General features: G+C 67.4%; 15 protein-coding genes and 1 pseudogene. 10 read left to right on the forward strand and 6 right to left on the reverse strand.

Features of this window, described 5'->3' with window-relative positions; genetic code table 11:
* The first annotated feature begins 50 nt into the window (after positions 1 to 50).
* The 3 genes from ASD87_RS17465 to ASD87_RS17475 all read left to right on the forward strand — a co-directional run bounded on the left by ASD87_RS17465 (position 51) and on the right by ASD87_RS17475 (position 2,632).
* Complete coding sequence (locus ASD87_RS17465) at positions 51 to 1,055, forward strand: cyclase family protein (protein ID WP_056324183.1); 1,005 nt, start codon at positions 51 to 53, stop codon at positions 1,053 to 1,055.
* A gap of 65 nt (positions 1,056 to 1,120) precedes the next feature.
* Positions 1,121 to 2,119, forward strand: coding sequence for a tripartite tricarboxylate transporter substrate binding protein (locus ASD87_RS17470; RefSeq protein ID WP_056324186.1), 999 nt, complete (start codon positions 1,121 to 1,123; stop codon positions 2,117 to 2,119).
* Between the two features lie 66 nt (positions 2,120 to 2,185).
* Positions 2,186 to 2,632, forward strand: a complete 447-nt coding sequence (locus tag ASD87_RS17475; protein WP_056324655.1) for a carboxymuconolactone decarboxylase family protein — start codon at positions 2,186 to 2,188, stop codon at positions 2,630 to 2,632.
* A 57-nt stretch (positions 2,633 to 2,689) separates the two neighbouring features.
* Here ASD87_RS17475 and hpnE read toward each other — a convergent pair whose 3' ends face one another.
* Genes hpnE through hpnC form a run of 3 tightly spaced genes read right to left on the reverse strand, consistent with a single transcriptional unit; the run spans position 2,690 to position 5,716 of the window.
* The gene (gene hpnE, locus ASD87_RS17480) at positions 2,690 to 4,012 is read right to left on the reverse strand and encodes a hydroxysqualene dehydroxylase HpnE (RefSeq protein ID WP_056324188.1); all 1,323 of its coding nucleotides are present in this window, start codon (positions 4,010 to 4,012) and stop codon (positions 2,690 to 2,692) included.
* Complete coding sequence (hpnD, locus tag ASD87_RS17485) at positions 4,009 to 4,872, reverse strand: presqualene diphosphate synthase HpnD (RefSeq protein ID WP_056324191.1); 864 nt, start codon at positions 4,870 to 4,872, stop codon at positions 4,009 to 4,011. Before hpnD ends, hpnE begins: the two co-directional genes overlap by 4 nt.
* A 13-nt stretch (positions 4,873 to 4,885) precedes the next feature.
* Positions 4,886 to 5,716, reverse strand: a complete 831-nt coding sequence (gene hpnC, locus ASD87_RS17490) for a squalene synthase HpnC (RefSeq protein ID WP_056324193.1) — start codon at positions 5,714 to 5,716, stop codon at positions 4,886 to 4,888.
* A gap of 149 nt (positions 5,717 to 5,865) precedes the next feature.
* Here hpnC and alr point away from each other — a divergent pair, with 149 nt between their 5' ends.
* From alr to ASD87_RS27360, 6 genes and pseudogenes are all read left to right on the forward strand, one after another.
* Entirely contained in the window at positions 5,866 to 6,993 is a 1,128-nt protein-coding gene (gene alr, locus ASD87_RS17495; RefSeq protein WP_056324196.1) for an alanine racemase, read from the forward strand.
* A 127-nt stretch (positions 6,994 to 7,120) separates the two neighbouring features.
* Positions 7,121 to 7,840: an SDR family oxidoreductase gene (locus ASD87_RS17500; protein ID WP_056324199.1), complete on the forward strand. Its 720-nt coding sequence runs from the start codon at positions 7,121 to 7,123 to the stop codon at positions 7,838 to 7,840.
* Positions 7,841 to 7,974: 134 nt separating this feature from the next.
* Positions 7,975 to 8,526 (forward strand): sigma-70 family RNA polymerase sigma factor, encoded by a 552-nt coding sequence (locus ASD87_RS17505; RefSeq protein WP_235512732.1) that lies wholly within the window; start codon positions 7,975 to 7,977, stop codon positions 8,524 to 8,526.
* On the forward strand, positions 8,523 to 9,506 hold the full coding sequence (locus ASD87_RS17510; RefSeq protein ID WP_056324203.1) for a FecR domain-containing protein: 984 nt from the start codon (positions 8,523 to 8,525) through the stop codon (positions 9,504 to 9,506). The genes ASD87_RS17505 and ASD87_RS17510 overlap by 4 nt, the downstream gene beginning before the upstream one ends.
* An 87-nt stretch (positions 9,507 to 9,593) precedes the next feature.
* Positions 9,594 to 12,020 carry a TonB-dependent siderophore receptor gene (locus ASD87_RS17515; protein WP_056324206.1) on the forward strand — a complete coding sequence of 809 codons (2,427 nt, stop codon included), beginning with the start codon at positions 9,594 to 9,596 and terminating at the stop codon, positions 12,018 to 12,020.
* Between the two features lie 2 nt (positions 12,021 to 12,022).
* Positions 12,023 to 13,174, forward strand: a pseudogene (locus ASD87_RS27360) (PepSY-associated TM helix domain-containing protein); the annotation flags it as partial.
* Positions 13,175 to 13,197: 23 nt separating this feature from the next.
* Here ASD87_RS27360 and hpaI read toward each other — a convergent pair.
* The 3 genes from hpaI to ASD87_RS17530 all read right to left on the reverse strand — a co-directional run bounded on the left by hpaI (position 13,198) and on the right by ASD87_RS17530 (position 15,291).
* A complete protein-coding gene (gene hpaI, locus ASD87_RS17520; protein ID WP_056324208.1) occupies positions 13,198 to 13,998 on the reverse strand; it encodes a 4-hydroxy-2-oxoheptanedioate aldolase in 801 nt (266 codons plus the stop codon).
* A 37-nt stretch (positions 13,999 to 14,035) separates the two neighbouring features.
* On the reverse strand, positions 14,036 to 14,497 hold the full coding sequence (hpaR, locus tag ASD87_RS17525; RefSeq protein WP_056324211.1) for a homoprotocatechuate degradation operon regulator HpaR: 462 nt from the start codon (positions 14,495 to 14,497) through the stop codon (positions 14,036 to 14,038).
* A gap of 107 nt (positions 14,498 to 14,604) precedes the next feature.
* The gene (locus ASD87_RS17530; protein ID WP_056324214.1) at positions 14,605 to 15,291 is read right to left on the reverse strand and encodes a hypothetical protein; all 687 of its coding nucleotides are present in this window, start codon (positions 15,289 to 15,291) and stop codon (positions 14,605 to 14,607) included.
* A gap of 419 nt (positions 15,292 to 15,710) precedes the next feature.
* On the opposite strand from ASD87_RS17530, the gene radA reads away from it, so the two are divergent.
* Complete coding sequence (gene radA, locus ASD87_RS17535; RefSeq protein ID WP_056324216.1) at positions 15,711 to 17,072, forward strand: DNA repair protein RadA; 1,362 nt, start codon at positions 15,711 to 15,713, stop codon at positions 17,070 to 17,072.
* Positions 17,073 to 17,100 lie beyond the last annotated feature (28 nt).

Below are 17,100 nucleotides of genomic sequence, written 5' to 3' on the forward strand. Positions count from 1 at the left end.
ACAAACAAAGACAGGCATCGTCCGGCGAAAAGGGCGAGGAGACACAAATCATGAATGCAGCGCAACGGTATCTGCGCCGTCCGGATGGATCGAACTGGGGCGATTTTGGCAGCGAAGACCAGCTGGGCACGCTGAACCATCTGGACAGCCAGGCGCGCCTGGCCGCCGTCGCCGAGATCCGCACGGGCGTGTCGTTCTCGCTGAGCCTGCCGCTGACCGTGCCGCGCGCGCCGGTGCTCAATCCGCGCCGCAAGGGGCCGGTGATCCAGCCGGCCGAGAAAAACGGCGTGCCGGTCTACCGCTATCCGCTGGATCGCGATGTGCCGGGCGCCACCGACGTCATCAGCGATGACCGCGTCACGCTGTCGCCGCAATATTCCACGCAATGGGACGCGCTGGGCCACGTGGGTTCCATGTATGACGCGCACGGCACGGGCCAGCCGCAGCCCACCGGCTACAACGGCTTCGCGGTCAGCGAGCCCGCCGCCGAAGGCTTTACCGGCACGCGCGACCTGTCGATTGCGCCGATGGCGCGCCACGGCATCCAGGGGCGCGGCGTCATGGTGGACCTGCGCGCGCATTTTGGCGATGCGCAGCGCAAGGTATCCCACCGCGAACTGATGGACGTGATGCGCGCCGATGGCGTCGAGGTCCGGCCCGGCGATGTGCTGTGCTTGCATACCGGCCTGGCCGACCTGGCATTGACGCTGGGCGATGACGAGCAGGAGCGGCTAAAGACGAGCTGCTGCGTGCTGGACGGCGCGGATGCGGACCTGCTGGCGTGGATCAAGGACAGCCGCATCGCGGCCATTGCCGCCGACAACCACGCGGTCGAGCTGCGCAACCATCACCTGGACGCGGGCAAGGGGGCGCTGCTGCCCCTGCACGAACAATGTCTTTTCAAGCTGGGCCTGCCCTTGGGCGAGCTCTGGCACCTGACCCCGCTGGCGCAATGGTTGCGCCAGCACGGCCGGCATGCCTTCTTCCTGACCGCGGCGCCCATGTATGTGCCCGGTCTGGTGGGCGCGCCGGTCAACCCCATCGCGACCGTCTGACGACGGATCGCGCCACGACCCTTGAACGATTGAACATCCCCGCAGGGGAGATCCGAGGAGCACACATGAAGAAAACCCGCCGCACGGCCCTGGCCGCCATTCGCCCGCTGGCAGCCGCCATCGGCCTGGCCACCGCATTTGGCGCCACGTTTGGCACCGCCAACGCCGCCGGTTATCCGGAGCAGCCCATCACCGTGGTGGTGCCGTATTCCGCAGGTGGCGGCGCCGACAACGCCGCGCGCATCATCGCGCAAGGCATGGGCGAGGTCGCCGGCCAGAGCGTGGTGATCGAGAATAAGGGCGGCGCCAGCGGTTCCATCGGCGCGGCGTTCGTGGCGCGGGCCAAACCCGACGGCTACACGGTGCTGTTCGACGCGTCGTCCTTCGCGATCAATCCGGTGCTGCGCAAGCTGCCCTACGACGCCAAGAAGGACTTCATTCCGGTTTCGCAGGCCATCAGCGTGCCCAACATCCTGGTGGCCGCGCCGGGCTCCAGTTTCAACAACCTGCAGGACTTCATTGATGCCGCGCGCGCCAAGCCCGGCCGTCTGACGTTCGCGTCCTATGGACCGGGCAGCCTTGCGCAGATGGCCGCCGAGCTGCTCAAGAAGGATGCGGGCCTGGATATGGTGCACGTGCCCTACAAGGGCGGCGCACCGGCCATCGTGGACGTCATGGGCGGTCAGGTCGACGTCTACTTCGCCAACGCCGCGTCCAGCCTGAACTACGTCAGCGGCGGCAAGTTGAAGGCGCTGGCGGTCTCGTCGGACAAGCGCATGCCCGAACTGCCCAATGTGGCAACGGTCGGCGAAGCCGGCATCAAGAACTTCAACGTGGTCGAGTGGAATGGCTTCTTCCTGCCGGCCGGCACCAGCCCGGAAGTGGTGGCCAAGCTGCAGGAACTCGTGCAAAAGGCGCTGACTCGTCCCGATACCCGCGAGAAGCTCGCCAAGCTGGGCCTGACGCCGGTCGGCAGCAGCGCCGCGGACTTCGCCAAGTTTGTCGACGCGGAACAGACCCGCTGGGCCGAGGTCGTGAAAACCAATAACATCCAGGTGAATTGATCCTCCGGGGGCGGGCGCGGCATCGTTTGCACGCGCCAGCCCCCGATCCGAATGGAGATTGACCTGATGAGCCGGCAAGACGATTTCGAACGCGGCCTGGCGAACCGCCGCGCCGTGCTGGGCGATGAATGGGTGCAGCGATCGCTCGATCGCGCCACCACGTTCACCGCCGACTACCAGAACATGATCACGCGCTACGCCTGGCACGACATCTGGAGCCGCCCCGGCCTGCCGCACAAGGCGCGCCGCATGATGGTGCTGGCGGTGACGTTGTCGCTGGGCCGCTGGGAAGAATTCGAGCTGCACGTGCGCGCCGCGCTGACGGCGCAGGATGCCTCGCGCCTGACGCCCGACGAGCTCAAGGAAGTGCTGCTGCAGAACGCCATCTATGCAGGCGTGCCGGCGGCCAATACCGCCTTCAATCTTGCGCAGAACATCCTGCGCGAGGTCGCCGCGCAGATCGGCTATGAGCTGGCCCCGGCGGACCCGCGCCAAGCCGATCTGTTCGACTAGCAGGCCGGCTGACCGGCCCTTTCAAGGCAAGGGCGACGCACGATTCGCCCGGCCTTTTCAGTCCGCGCGGGGGTTGAGCACGCGGGCAGCCAGCAAGCCGCTGCGCACGGCGCCTTCCAGCACCCCGGGGTAGCCCGTGTCGGTCCAGTCGCCGGCCAGCGCCAGCGTGGGCCACGGCGTGGAGTTCAGCGGGCGGATAAGTCCTGGCACCGCGGCGAACGTCGCGCGCTTTTCAATGAAGAGTTCGGCGGCCGACACGTCCGGCATCGGCGGCAGCCTGAGCGGATGTGCGGCGGCCTGTTCGGCCACCTGGTCGATCAGGGCTTCGATCACCTGCCGCCGGTTGCGTTCGCCCAAGCCGACCGCGGCGCTGGCCACGAGCGCCAGTTCGCCGGCCTTGGTGTCGCCGGCAAGCTGGGCGCGGTCGAACACCCACTGGCCGGCATGACCGCGGGCCGCGTCCTCGCGCAGCATCATCATCGGCTCGGGCAAGCGCCACGGGCTTGCCAGGCGGATGTTCAGCGTCGCGATGGGCAGGTAATCGAAGGCCTTGAGCGCATCGAGCAGCCCGGTGGCGCCGGCCTTGCGCAGCGGGCCGTCCAGCAGCCGCGCGGCGAAGGTGGGCGGCACGGCCAGCACGGCGGCGTCAAAGCGTTCCTGGTTGATGTCGATGCCATCGGCTGACGGATGCAGCTGGCGCACCGTGCTGCCATATCGCATGGTGACCTGGCGGGCGGCAGCGTCCGGCCACAGCGCCGACAGGTCGGTGCAGGGCAGAAGCAGATCGCTGTCCTCGCGCGCGCCGGCCAGGCTGTCGCGCAGCACCCGGGCGAACAGCACGGCGCTCGCCGTGGCGATCGGCGTGTTCAGCGCGGCCAGGCATAGCGGTTCCCATACCTGCCGGATCAGCACGTCGGACTGCGCGTGATAGTGCAAGAGATGCAGCACCGTCCAGTCGCGCGGCGGCGTCCAGGACATGGTCTTCAAGCCGCGCATCAGGCGCAGCATCGCAAACCGGTCGCCCCACGAAAGGCCGCGCGCACGCAGCACGGCCAGGGCCATGTTCAGCGGCGCCGGAATGCGAGGTGCGGACAGGTTAAAGCGCCCATCCAGGCTGGCAAGCCGCAAGGGGCGCCGCATCAGCAGGGCGTCCGGGTTGCGGCCCACGCGGCGCATCAGCGCCAGGGTTTCCTTGTAGGCGCCGCACAAGAGGTGCTGGCCGTTGTCCAGCGGCGCATCGAATTCGTCGTGAAAGACGCGCCGCGCGCGTCCGCCCGGGGTGTGCCCGGCCTCGAACACCGTGACTTTCGCGCCGGCTTCACGCAGGGCGACGCTGGCCGCCAGCCCGGCCCAGCCTGCGCCAATGACTGCCGCCTTCACCGCGCCAACCGGCGGACCAGGCCGCGTCCGCCGCCCACCCAGGTTTTCCAGGCAAGCCAGAGTTTGCGCAGGGGCGTGAGCGAAATGCGCTGGTGCAGCACCTGCCAGTTGTCGCGCTCGATCTCGTCGAGCAGCGCGTGGTAGATGGCGGCCATCATGAGTCCGGGCCGCTGCGCGCGGCGGTCCGCCTCGGGCAGGTTGCTCATCGCCTCGCGGTACAGCTCGCGGGCGCGGTCGGCCTGGAACTTCATCAGCGCGCTGAAGCGGTCGGAGTACTCGCCATTCAGGATGTCCGAGGCCTTGACCTCGAACTGCTGCATGTCGTTGACCGGGATATAGATGCGGCCGCGGCGGGCGTCGTCGCCCACGTCGCGGATGATGTTGGTCATCTGGAACGCCAGGCCCAGCTTTTCGGCGTACACCAGCGTCTTGGGGTCGGAATAGCCGAACACGCCGGCGGACAGCTCGCCCACCACGCCGGCGGCATGCCAGCAATACTTGCGCAGGCCGGGCCAGTCCAGGTAGCGGGTCTGGTCCAGGTCCATTTCCATGCCGTCGATCACGGCCAGCAGGCGGGCGCGGGTGATCGAACAGGTCTCCAGATGCGGCTGCAGCGCGCGCGTCACGGGGTGATCGGGCTTGCCGTCGAACATCTGGTCGACCTGCGTGCGCCACCAGGCGAGCTTAATGCGCGCCAGCGACGGATCGGTGCATTCGTCGACCACGTCGTCCACCTCGCGGCAGTACGCGTACAGGGCCGTGATGGCGCGCCGGCGCTCGGGAGGCAGGAACAGGAAGGAATAGTAGAAGCTGGAACCGCTTTTGGCGGCTTTTTCCTGGCAATACTCGTCAGGGGTCATTAGGCACGGCCTGTTACTTGATGGAGCGCCACAACATGATGGCCCAGTCATTGGCGCCCAATTCGGGGCGATTCATGAAAACATCGTAGCCGCTCGCCTCGATCCGCTCCAGGACGCGCAGCCCGCCTTGCACCACCAGGCGCAGCTCCAAACCGATGCGGCCGGGCAGGCGGCGCGCCAGCGGAGCGCCGAAGTGTAGCAGCGCCCGCGTGCGTTCGACCTGGAAGGCCATCAGCTCGCGCCAGGCGGGCGTAAGGCGGCAGGCGGCCAGGTCTTCGTCCGAGACGCCGTGGCGGCGCAGGTCTTCCTGCGGCAGATAGACGCGGTGCTTGTGCCAGTCCACCCGCACGTCCTGCCAGAAGTTCACCTGCTGCAGGCCCGTGCAGATGGCGTCGGACTCGGTGATGTTCTGCGGCGTGCTGGCTTCAAAAAGGTGCAGCATCAGGCGCCCGACCGGATTGGCCGAGCGGCTGCAGTAGTCCATGAGGGCAGGGTAGTCTTCGTAGCGCTTGACGGTCAGGTCCTGCTCGAAGGCGGACAGCAGGTCGTAGAAGGGCGTGATCGGCAATTGGTGCCGGGCGATCGTCTGGGCCAGCGGCGCGAAGATGTCGGACAGGGGCGGCAGGCCGGGCGCCGGGGGCGTGCCGGGTTCGGCGCCGATGCGGTGCAGCTCGGTGCGGAACGCGGCCAGTTGGGCCAGGCGCTCCTCGTCGGTCGCGCTGCCTTCGTCGGCAATGTCGTCCGCGGCGCGGGCGAACCGGTAGATATCGGTCACGGCGCCGCGCAGCCTGCGCGGCAGCAGCAGCGAGGCAACGGGAAAATTCTCGTAGTGATCGATGGACATGGAAAGTAGCCTGTGAACAGACCAGGTCTGCAAAGACGGCGCAAAGCGGAAAACGGTCTCATTTTAGAGTAGTCGCCCGCGCTTGATCTGACCGCCTGCCGTCGGGGGCGCCGGATCAGTTAGACTTGGACGCCACAGGATCTCACACCATGCCGCGCCCAATCTCCGCTACCGTTTCCGTTTCTGCCCTTGCGCACAACCTTGACGCCGTGCGCCGCCACCTGGACCAGACCGCCGCCGCTGCCGGCGGGGTGCCGCCTTCGATCTGGGCCGTCATCAAGGCCAACGCCTACGGACACGGCATCGAGCAGGCGGTGGCCGGCTTTTCCAAGGCGCAGGGCCTGGCCATGCTGGACCTCGAAGAGGCCGTGCGCTGCCGCGAGGCCGGCTGGGGCGGGCCGATCCTGCTGCTCGAAGGGTTCTTCAACCCATCCGACCTGGACATCGTCGACCGCTACCACCTCAGCACCACCGTCCATCAACGCGATCAGCTCGACATGCTGGCCCGGGCCCGCCTGTCGCGCCGCGTGGACATCATGCTCAAGCTCAACAGCGGCATGAACCGCCTCGGTTTCACCCCGGCGGCCTTTCCCGCCGCCTTCGAGCGCGCCATGCTGCTTCAGCAGCAAGGCACGCTGGGCTCGGTCGGCAAGATGACCCATTTCGCCTGCGCGGACGGTCCGCAGGGCGTGAACGAACAACTCAGCGTCTTCAATTCGGTGACACATAAGCTGCCGGGCGCGATCAGCGTGTGCAATTCGGCCGCCGCCTTGCGCTTTGCCGACATCGCCGTCGGCTCCGAGAGCCAGTCGCACTGGGTGCGCCCGGGCATCTGCCTCTACGGCGCGTCGCCCTTTGCCGACGCCGAAGCCGCGTCGTTCGGGCTCAAGCCCGCCATGTCGCTCAATTCGGAAATCATCGCCGTCCAGGAAATCAAGGCCGGGGACTCGGTGGGCTATGGCGCCTTGTTCCGCGCGGAACGCGCCATGCGCATCGGCATCGTGGCCTGCGGCTACGCCGACGGCTACCCCCGCCACGCCTCCACCGGCACGCCGGTCGTGGTCGCCGGCATCCGCACCCAATTGCTGGGCCGGGTGTCGATGGACATGCTGGTCGTGGATCTGGGGCCCGTGCCGTCCGCAGGCGTCGGCTCGCCGGTTTGCCTTTGGGGCGAAGACGGCCCCTCCGTGGATGAAGTCGCCAGCGCGGCCGGCACCATCGGCTACGAATTGCTCTGCGCGCTGGCCCCGCGGGTGCCCGTCACCCGGGATGCCTGACGCGTCCGGTGGGCAAGAATTGCTACGCAAATTACAAGACACACGACGCCGGATGGTGTCTACTTTGAAAACCGGGCGCTCAGGCGCCCGTTTTTGACCAAGAAAACAGACTGCGAGGTTTCATCCCATGAAGGACAAATGTGTGCTCATCACGGGCGCCACCAAAGGCATAGGCTGGGCGCTTACTCAGCGGTTGTCCGACATGGGCTGTCATGTGGTGGGCATCGCGCGCAACACGGCCGACGTCGATTTTCCGGGGTACCTGTACGCCTGTGATCTGGCGGACGCCGGCCGTACTGAAGAAGTCCTGCGCGAAATCCGCGAAAAATTCCCGGTCGACGCCGTCGTCAACAATGTGGGCATCGTGTCGCCGCAGCCCCTGGGCGAAATCGACCTGGCCACGCTGTACAACGTGCTGGACTTGAACGTGCGCGTGGCGGTGCAGGTCACGCAGGCGTTCATCGAATCCATGAAGGCCCGCCGCGCCGGGCGCATCGTCAACGTGGTCAGCCGTTCCATTCACGGCGCACTGGACCGCACCGCCTATTCGGCCGCCAAGAGCGCGCTGGTGGGCTGCACGCGCACCTGGGCACTGGAACTGGCCGAATACGGCATCACCGCCAATGCCGTTGCGCCGGGCCCCATCGAAACCGAAATGTTCCGCGCCACCCGGCCCGCCGGCAGCGACAACGAAAAGCGGGCGCTGGCATCCGTGCCCATGAAGCGGCTGGGCACCCCCGCCGAAGTGGCGGCTGCCATTGCCTTCCTGCTGTCGGATGACGCCGGCTTCATTACCGGGCAGGTGCTGGGCGTGGACGGCGGCGGCAGCCTGGCCGGCCGTTCGTGAACCCGGCACTACCCGCATGAACCCACGCACCTTCGGGTGCGTTTTTTTTGCCTGCCGCAAAGGGAGATCCCGGCCAACCCGCCCAGCCGTTGTTTGTATAATAATAACTATCATTTCCATTTTGGATGCTCGCCGTGTCGGACCGAGAGCACGCAGTTGCCGCATCGCTTTCTGCCCTGTACACCGCGCATTGCGGCTGGTTGCAGAAATGGCTGAATCGCCGTCTTCAGGACAATCATCAGGCCGCCGACCTGACGCAAGACACCTTCGTGACCTTGCTGGTGCGACGTCATGCGCTGGCCGACGTGCGCGAGCCGCGCGCGTTCCTGACCACCATCGCGCGTGGCCTGCTGGTCGATTTCTGGCGTCGCCGCGACATCGAGCACGCATGGGCCGAGACCCTGGCGGCGCGTCCTGAAGTCACCCACCCATCCCCCGAAGTGCAGGTCCAGGCGCTCCAGGCGCTGGTCGAGATCGATCGCAAGCTTCATCGCCTGGGCGTGCGCGCGCGCGCAGCCTTCCTGATGCATCGCATCCACGGCATGACGCACGAGGCGATCGCGGCGCAATTGCGGGTGTCCGAACGGACCGTCCGCAACGACATTGCACAGGCCATGCTGTGCTTTCTGCTCGACACCGATCTGCAGCCGGACGGCTTGAGCCGCGGCACGGCGAGTAGCCGATGAGCGCCGCCGCCGTCGACTCACGCATCCTGGAAGCGGCCGCCCATTGGTATGCGCTGCTTACCTCAGGCGCTTCCAGCGCAGAAGAACGCGAGCGCTGGCAGGCTTGGCTGGACGCCGATACGGCGCATCGCCGGGCTTGGCAGCGCGTCGAGGACGTTGGCGCGCACTTCGATGCGTTGATCGCGCAGCCGATGGGCCGTGAAGCCAGCGTGGCAAGCCTGAACGCCGCGGCGCAGGGCCGGCGTGAGCGCCGCAGGTTGTTGACGGTTGCGCTGATCGGCGGCGCAGCAGGATTGTTGGGATTGGGCGTCGCGCAGTCGCCAGTGGGGCGCCGCACGTGGGCGGCCTGGCAGGCTGACCTGGTCACGCCGGTGGGCGGCTCACATGAGGCCCGGCTTGCCGACGGCACCCGGGTCCGGCTCAATACCGATACCGCTTTGAAGGTGGACTACACCCGCGACCAGCGCCGCCTGGTGCTGCTGCGCGGCGAGGTCATGATCGCCACCGCAGCCGACCCGGGGCGCACCTTCGTGGTGGACACGCCCGAAGGCCGGATGCAGGCGCTTGGCACGCGGTTCAACGTGCGCAGCCATGATGGAGAAACCACGCTGGCGGTGCTGGAGGGCGCGGTGCAGGCGCATTTCACGGGCGCGCCGCCGGCGGGCTATCGGGTCGACGCCGGCATGCGCATGCGCGGCGGCGCGCAAGGCATCGAGGCGCCCGCGGCGCTGCGAGCCGCCGACCACAACTGGACGCGCGGCATCGTGCAATTCGAAGAGGCGCCGCTGGCGCAGGTCGTGGCGGAACTGGCGCGATACCGCCGCGGGCATCTGGGCTGCGCAGACGACGTGGCCGCGCTGCGCGTGACGGGCACGTTCCCTCTGCATGACAGCGATCGCGCGCTGCGCCTGCTGAGCGAGGCCTTGCCGCTGCGGATCAGTCAGCCGATGCCGTGGTGGACGACCCTGCAGCCACGCTGAGATCCCGCCGTTACAAATTAGTTTGCCGCTTTTGCCGCGCTCATCCGGCCTATGGGCAATTCAACACCCATATCGCGGATTCGTGGCATGACCAACCCCCTGATTGTTTTTCCCCTCCGTCCGATCCGCCGTGCGCGCATCCTTCCGCTGGCGCTCGCGGTCGGCGTGGCGCTGGGCGTCGCGGCGCCCGTCAGCGCCGTCCACGCGCAGGCGGCCGAAACCCAGGTCCGCCAGTTCGACATTCCACCCGGCCCATTGAGCCAGGTGCTCAATCTGTACTCCGCCGAAGCCGGTCTGTTCGTCAGCGGCCACGGCGACCTGAGCGCCGGCCGCCATAGCCCCGGCGTGCGCGGCCGCTATTCGCCCGAGGCCGGCATGGCGGCGCTGCTGACCGGCACGGGCCTCGTGGCCGAACGCCTGCCCGACGGCGGTTTTGTGCTGCGCCAGGGGCGCCAGGACGTGACCTTGCTGGAACCGATTGCGGTCACCGCCCAGATCGAACGCCCGGACGGCCCGGTGCTGGGCATCGCGGCCACGCGCAGCGCGACAGCCACCAAGACCGACACGCCGATCATCGAAACGCCGCAATCGATTTCCGTGGTGAGCGCGGCGCAGATCAGCGATCAAAAGGCGCAGAGCTTGCAAGAGGCGCTGGGCTACACCCCTGGCATCATGCCCGGCCTCGTCGCCAAGAGCTCGGTCTTCGAAGACACCATGTTCATCCGCGGCTTCGAGGCCAACCCGCAGACCGGCAGCTACTACCGCGACGGCATGCGCTACATGATCAATCAGTACAACGGCAAGCAGGAGCCGTACGGCCTGGAACGCGTGGAGGTGCTGCGGGGGCCGTCATCGGTGCTGTACGGCGCCGCCGCGCCGGGCGGCATCGTCAATACCGTGACCAAGCGCCCGCCCGGCGAATCGATGGGCGAAATCAATGTGGACGGCGGCAGTTTCGACCGCCGGCAGATTTCCGCGGACATCGGCGGCCCCATCGATGAGGCTGGCGTGTGGTCCTATCGTCTGACCGGCCTGTTCCGCGAAAGCAAGCAGTTCGTCGATTACGGCTCCGACGATCGCACCTACTTCGCGCCCGCCCTGACGTGGCGTCCGACGACGGCCACCTCGGTCACGCTGCTGGCCAACTATCAGCGCAGCAAGACGTTCAATCCGCCGGAAGTGCCGGTCACCGGCTCGCTCTGGACCAACCCGAACGGCCAGATCCCGCGGTCGCGCTTTCTGGGCGAGCCCAACCACAATCGCTTCGATATCGAATCGACCTCGCTGGCCGTGCTGATCGAGCACGCGTTCGACGACACGCTGAAGTTCCGCCAGTCGATGCGCTATTACGACGCAGACCTGAACATGCGCTATGTGCTGTTGCAGGGCGACGTGGATGCGGCGACGCAGCGCCGGGTGACCCGCTCCGCACGCGGCTTTAACGACCGCACCACGGTGCAGACGATCGACACCAACATCGAGAAGCGGTTCGAGACCGGCCCCGTCACGCAGACGTTTCTTGCGGGCTTCGACTACACGCGCTCGACCTATAACAGCGACCGCCTGCGCGGCAATCTGCCGCCCATCGATGTCTTCGATCCGGTGTACCTGCCCGGCGACGTCGTGGCCTTGCCCTGGCAGCAGCGCCGCAACACCGAGCATCGCCTTGGCATCTACCTGCAAGATCAGATCAAGATTGCGGACAAGGTCGTGGTGCTGCTGGGCGGGCGGCATGACAACGTGCGCGCGGAGAATCGCGCCTTGCATGCGCCGTCCACCAATTCGAACGACAAGGACTCGGCGTTCACGGGCCGCGCGGGTGTCGTGTACCTGGCCGACAACGGCCTGGCGCCGTATGCCAGTTTCAGCCAGTCGTTCGAACCCACCAGCGGCCGCGATCGCAACGACGGCAGCTTCGAGCCCAGCCGCGGGACGCAGTACGAAGTCGGCATCCGATACCAGCCCGCGGGCGAAGACGTAATGCTGAGCGCCGCGCTTTTCAACCTGGAGCGCAAGAACGTGCTCACGCCGGATCCGGTCGATCCGACCTTTCTGGTGCAGACCGGCAAGGTGCGCTCGCGCGGCCTGGAACTGGAGGCGCGTGCGCGCGTCACGCCGCAGGTCGACGTGATCGCCGCCTACACCTACACCGACGCCCGTGTGGTCCAGAGCAATCTGCCGGGCGAGGAGGGCGAGCGCTTCAACACGCCGTTGCATGCCGCGTCCATATGGACCGACGTGAACCTGTCGGAATGGGTGTTGATGGGCCTGAAGGCGGGCGCCGGCCTGCGCTATGTGTCGGCGCGTCCCGACCGGCCGTCCAGCGGTTCGCTGGGGGGCGCGGGCTACACCTTGATCGATGCGCGGGTCAGTTATGAAAGCGGCCCGTGGCTGTATGCGCTCAACGTCACCAACCTGACGGACAAGACCTACATCCCGTCCATTTGCTACAACGGCGCGTGCAACTACGGCGAGCCGCGCCGCATCATCGGCACGGTGAGCTACCGCTGGTGAACGTGCGCGCGGCGCTGCTAAGCCTGCATCGCTGGACCGGCCTGGTGCTGGCCGGCTTTCTCTGCCTGGTCGCGCTGACTGGCATTCCGCTTGCGTGGTATGACGCGCTGGACGCCGCGGCAGCTCCCGCGTTGCACCGCGTGCCGCCGCCATCGGACGGCGCCGCGCGGCTTGACGCCTTGGCGCTGCGCGAGCGCGTGGCCCGCTTTGTGCCGGCGGCAGTAATGCCCGCCACGCCGCTTGGCGGGCAGGCCGGACGCAGCGTGGCGTTTCCGGTGTGGCTGCACGAGGACGGCGCCGCAGGACCCGTGCTGCACGAGATATTTGTCGACCCGTACGATGGCGCCATTCTGGGCCAGCGCCGCTGGGGCGATCTGCGCGAAGGGCTGCGCAACCTGATGCCGTTTCTGCATCGCATCCACACGGCGCTGCTGTTCGAGGGCATCGGCGAACTGTTGCTCGGCATCGTCGCATTGGCCTGGACGCTCGATGGTTTTGTCGGCGCCTGGCTCACGCTGCCGCCGCGGAACCGCTCGCGCAGGCAGGCCCCGTCCTCATCCATGCGGCAGCGCTGGGCGCCCGCCTGGCGAATCCGTTGGCAGGGTGGTCCCCACAAACGCAATTTCGATCTGCACCGCGCCGGTGGGCTGTGGCTGTGGGCGGCCTTGACGCTGATGGCATGGAGCAGCGTCGCGCTCAATCTGCCGGCGGTCTACGATCCGGTGATGCGCGCTGGCTTGAGTTATCAACCCGATCCCCGGCGCGGCGCAACCGCCACGGCCGGCGACCCGATGCCCCCCGAGCGCGCGCGCGACGCGGGCCGGCAATTGATGGCGCAGCTGGCCGCCCGCGAGGGGTTTGCGGTGCTGGGCGAACACTGGTTGGCGCTGGATGCGCGCCGCAACCTGTACCGCTACAGTGTGCGCAGCAGCCGCGATCTGCGCACGCGAAGCGGGGCCACGTCGGTGGTGTTCGATGCCGTGAATGGACAGCTGGTGGGCAGCCATCTGCCGACGGGCCGGGCGGCGGGCGACACGGTCAAGCATTGGCTGACCAGCCTGCACATGGCGGCGCTATGGGGCTGGCCGTTGCAGGTGGCGGTGGCGCTCGTCGGCGTCGTCACGCTGGTGCTTAGCCTGACCGGCGTCTGGTTGTGGTGGACGCGCCGCCGCGCCCGTCAGTACGGACCGTTGCCCGCGGCCACTGCCGCCACTTCCTTGAACTCGCCCGCCAGCGCTTCAGCCGCGCGTGCCAGCAGCACCGCGTCCACGCCTACTGCCACGAACGTGGCGCCCAAGGACAGATAATGCTTGGCCTGCGTCACGCCGCTGTGCAGGATGCCCGCGGCCTTGCCGGACCGCACGATGCGCGTGATCGCGTCATCGATGGTCTTTTCGACTTCCGGGTGCTCGGGCTGGCCCAGATATCCCATGCTGGCCGACAGATCGGCCGGTCCGATGAAGACGCCATCCACGCCGTCCACGGCAAGGATGGCGTCCAGCGCCTCGATGCCGGCGGGCGTCTCGATCTGCACCAGCACGCACATTTCGTCGTTGGCGCGTTCAAGGTAGTTCGGGATGCGGTTCCAGCGCGACGCGCGCGCCAGCGCGCTGCCCACGCCGCGGATGCCTTGCGGCGGATAGCGCACGGCGGCCACCGCGTCGGCGGCTTCCACGGCGGACTGGATCATGGGCACCAGCACCGTCTGCGCGCCGGTGTCCAGGATCTGCTTGATCTGGACCGGGTCGTTCCAGGCCGGGCGCACCACGGGCGCCACCGGGTAGGCCGCCACGGATTGCAGTTGGGCCAAGGTGGAGTCCAGCGTGTTGGGCGCGTGTTCGCCGTCGATCAGCAGCCAGTCGAAGCCGGCGCCCGCAAGAATTTCCGAGGTGTACGCGCTGGCCAGGCCGGCCCACAGGCCGATCTGAGGTTTGCGGTCGCGCAGGGCTTGCTTGAACGAATTCGTCAGAAGGTCCATGGACGTTGAATTGCCTAAGAGGGAAGGGGGAACGGCGTCAGGGCGTGCCGGCATCGCGCGTGGGGCCGTCGCGCTTGATGAGATCGACCATGGCGTCTACGTCGCGGTACAGGCGATCGAGCAATTCCTTGCCGATCCTTTCTTCGATTTCCTGGTACTTGGCGTCAACCATGGGACGCATGCGGTCGATGAGCTTGTTGCTTTTGACGGTCAGGGAAATTTCCTGACGGCGCTGGTCGGCGCTGGAGCGCGTGCGCTTGATGAGTCCTTGCTCTTCCATGCCGGCCAGCATGCGCGTCAGGCTGGGGCTCAGGATCTGACAGGCGCGGGCGATCTGGTTGGGTTCCAGCGAGCCCACCTCGCTCAGCGTGCGCAATACCCTCCATTGCTGTTCGGTGACGCCCGCCGCGTGCAGCACGGGACGGAAATGCGCCATCAGCGTTTCGCGCGCATAGAGCAGCAAATGGGGAAGATTGCGGTGGTGGAAGCTCGGACTCATGGCGGCTATGTTAGCAAGAAGCCGCCCAAAAATTGCTCAATTCTTCGGGCCTGGGGGTGGCCCGCGCCGGCGCGGGGGCGGGCCGGCGCAGGGGCCGGCCCGGTGGATCACGCCGGGTTTTGGCGGGACAGCTCCTGCAGGTCGTCCGGCAGCGCGAAATCCGGCGCGCCGCGCTGCAACTCGCGCAATGCGTGAACGGCGTCTTCTTCGCGGTCGTCCACGATCAGGCCCCGAATCTGGGCCACCCGGGCTTCGATGTCCTGCTCGGTGAAGGCGGCGACCTGTTGCGATTCCGCGGGGGCTTCCTGGGCAGCGGCCGGCGCCGCTTCCTGGGCCGCAGTCTCGGCTGCCGCCGTTTCAGCCGCTGCCGGGGCGGGCGCTGCGGGAGCCGCGGCAGTCACGGCCATGGCCGGTTGCGCCGCGGCAGGTTGGGCGGGAACCGCCGGTTCCTGCTGCAAGGCGACGACGCGGCGCAGGGGCGGCGCATCGCTGGCCGGCGCCGCCGACGCCGAGGCGGCCTCTTGCGTTGCCTCGTTGGCCTGCACGGCGACCAGCTGCATCTGGGGTTCGGTGTCGTCGATGGCCTCGCGCATGTCGGTCCAGGCGAACAGGCCCGCCACCATCACGGCGCAAGCGGCAGCGCCCCAGCCGGGGTGCCAGCTATGGCCAGGGTGCCATCTGCGTCGTACCGCCGCATCCAGTTCCGGATTGGCGCCGGGACCCGGCTTGCGGTACAGGGCGCGCAGATCCCGTTCATCGTCTTCGTCAAATGGGGGGCGATAGGTAATGCTCATGCGCGTACTCCTCGCATATACGCCGGGTGGCACGACGTATCCGCGTTTGACCTTTGCGTGCGCCGCGCCGGTGGTCCGGCGTCTAGTCGTGCTGGGGTCGTGTTCCGGTTTGAGCGGCCTCTGGGGGAGGCTGCGGGTGATTGCGCCGCGATTGGCCACGAAGTGCGTCCAGAGGACGTCCATCGTGCCGGATGCCGTCCGGTCTGGACGGTTCGACAAGATGCGCTGCACTTGGCGATTATGCGCGATTTGAAACGGATCGGGCAGTAAATTTCTTGTGTTTGCATCATGTAACTGCTGTGTGTCCCTTTTTGTGAAAGCTGCCTGAAAGAAATGACCTTCGGGCCACGTCTCGCGGCGTGACATTCCGGTCATTGTTCCCGCGCGGCGCGGGCGCGTTGCCGGGTACACTTTCGCGCATGGCAAAAACCCGTACCGTTTATGTGTGCGCCGACTGTGGCGGCACCACCCCGAAGTGGCAGGGCAAATGCCCGCATTGCAACGCCTGGAACACGCTTGAAGAAACGGTGGAGTCGTCCGCGCCCGCGGCCGCCGCGCACCGCTATGCGCCGCTGGCCTCGTCCAGCCCGGTGCGCAGCCTGTCCGAAATCGAGGCCCGCGAAACGCCGCGCCAGCCCACCGGCCTGGACGAATTCGATCGCGTGCTCGGCGGCGGCCTGGTGGCCGGCGCCGTGGTGCTGATCGGCGGCGATCCCGGCATCGGCAAGTCGACGCTGCTCTTGCAGGCGCTGGCCTCGCTGTCCGAAACCACCAACGTGCTGTACGTGACGGGCGAAGAGTCCGCCGAACAGGTCGCGTTGCGCGCGCGCCGGCTTGGCCTGCAAACCGGCAACGTCAATCTGCTTGCCGAAATCCGCCTCGAAGCCATCCAGGCCGCGGTGTCGGAACAAAAGCCCACCGTCGCCGTCATCGACTCCATCCAGACGCTCTACAGCGGCGAACTCACGGCGGCGCCGGGATCGGTGTCGCAGGTGCGTGAATGCGCGGCGCAGCTCACGCGGCTGGCCAAGCAGACCGGCATCGCCATCGTCATGATCGGCCACGTCACCAAGGACGGCGCGCTGGCCGGACCGCGCGTGCTCGAGCACATCGTGGATACCGTGCTGTATTTCGAGGGCGACACGCATTCGTCGTTCCGCCTGGTGCGCGCCTTCAAGAACCGCTTCGGCGCCGTCAACGAGCTTGGCGTGTTCGCCATGACCGACCGCGGCCTGCGCGGCGTGGCCAATCCGTCCGCGCTGTTCCTGTCGCAGCACGAACAGCAGGTCGCCGGTTCGTGCGTCATGGCCACGCAGGAAGGCACGCGTCCGCTCCTCGTTGAAATCCAGGCGCTGGTCGACAGTTCCCATGCGCCCAATCCGCGCCGGCTGACGGTCGGCCTGGAAGGCAACCGTCTCGCCATGCTGCTGGCTGTGCTGCACCGGCATGCCGGCGTGTCGACCTTCGACCAGGACGTCTTCGTCAATGCGGTCGGCGGCGTGCGAATCACCGAACCCGCGGCCGACCTGCCGGTGCTGCTGGCCATCATGTCGTCGCTGCGCGACCGGCCGCTGCCGCGCGGGTTGATCGCATTCGGCGAGGTGGGCCTGGCCGGCGAGATCCGGCCCGCCCCGCGCGGCCAGGAACGTCTGCGCGAAGCCGCCAAACTGGGTTTCTCGGTGGCGCTCATTCCCAAGGCCAACGCGCCGCGCCAGCCCATCGAGGGCCTGGAGATCTGGGCGGTCGATCGCCTGGACGCGGCACTGGAAAAGCTGCGTTGATGCGTCGCGACGTCTGTTGGAGCAACAA

It is taken from the genome of Achromobacter sp. Root170 (genome assembly GCF_001428165.1).
Classification (GTDB): domain Bacteria; phylum Pseudomonadota; class Gammaproteobacteria; order Burkholderiales; family Burkholderiaceae_B; genus Achromobacter; species Achromobacter mucicolens.

Excerpts from the sequence above, each read along its gene's own strand:
- hpnC (WP_056324193.1), bottom strand. The coding sequence starts at position 5,716 with ATGTCCATCGATCACTACGAGAATTTTCCCGTTGCCTCGCTGCTGCTG.
- ASD87_RS17510 (WP_056324203.1), top strand. The coding sequence starts at position 8,523 with ATGAGCGCCGCCGCCGTCGACTCACGCATCCTGGAAGCGGCCGCCCAT.
- ASD87_RS17530 (WP_056324214.1), bottom strand. The coding sequence starts at position 15,291 with ATGAGCATTACCTATCGCCCCCCATTTGACGAAGACGATGAACGGGAT.
- radA (WP_056324216.1), top strand. The coding sequence starts at position 15,711 with ATGGCAAAAACCCGTACCGTTTATGTGTGCGCCGACTGTGGCGGCACC.
- ASD87_RS17470 (WP_056324186.1), top strand. The coding sequence starts at position 1,121 with ATGAAGAAAACCCGCCGCACGGCCCTGGCCGCCATTCGCCCGCTGGCA.
- ASD87_RS17500 (WP_056324199.1), top strand. The coding sequence starts at position 7,121 with ATGAAGGACAAATGTGTGCTCATCACGGGCGCCACCAAAGGCATAGGC.
- alr (WP_056324196.1), top strand. The coding sequence starts at position 5,866 with ATGCCGCGCCCAATCTCCGCTACCGTTTCCGTTTCTGCCCTTGCGCAC.
- hpnD (WP_056324191.1), bottom strand. The coding sequence starts at position 4,872 with ATGACCCCTGACGAGTATTGCCAGGAAAAAGCCGCCAAAAGCGGTTCC.
- ASD87_RS17465 (WP_056324183.1), top strand. The coding sequence starts at position 51 with ATGAATGCAGCGCAACGGTATCTGCGCCGTCCGGATGGATCGAACTGG.
- ASD87_RS17475 (WP_056324655.1), top strand. The coding sequence starts at position 2,186 with ATGAGCCGGCAAGACGATTTCGAACGCGGCCTGGCGAACCGCCGCGCC.
- ASD87_RS17515 (WP_056324206.1), top strand. The coding sequence starts at position 9,594 with ATGACCAACCCCCTGATTGTTTTTCCCCTCCGTCCGATCCGCCGTGCG.
- hpaR (WP_056324211.1), bottom strand. The coding sequence starts at position 14,497 with ATGAGTCCGAGCTTCCACCACCGCAATCTTCCCCATTTGCTGCTCTAT.
- hpaI (WP_056324208.1), bottom strand. The coding sequence starts at position 13,998 with ATGGACCTTCTGACGAATTCGTTCAAGCAAGCCCTGCGCGACCGCAAA.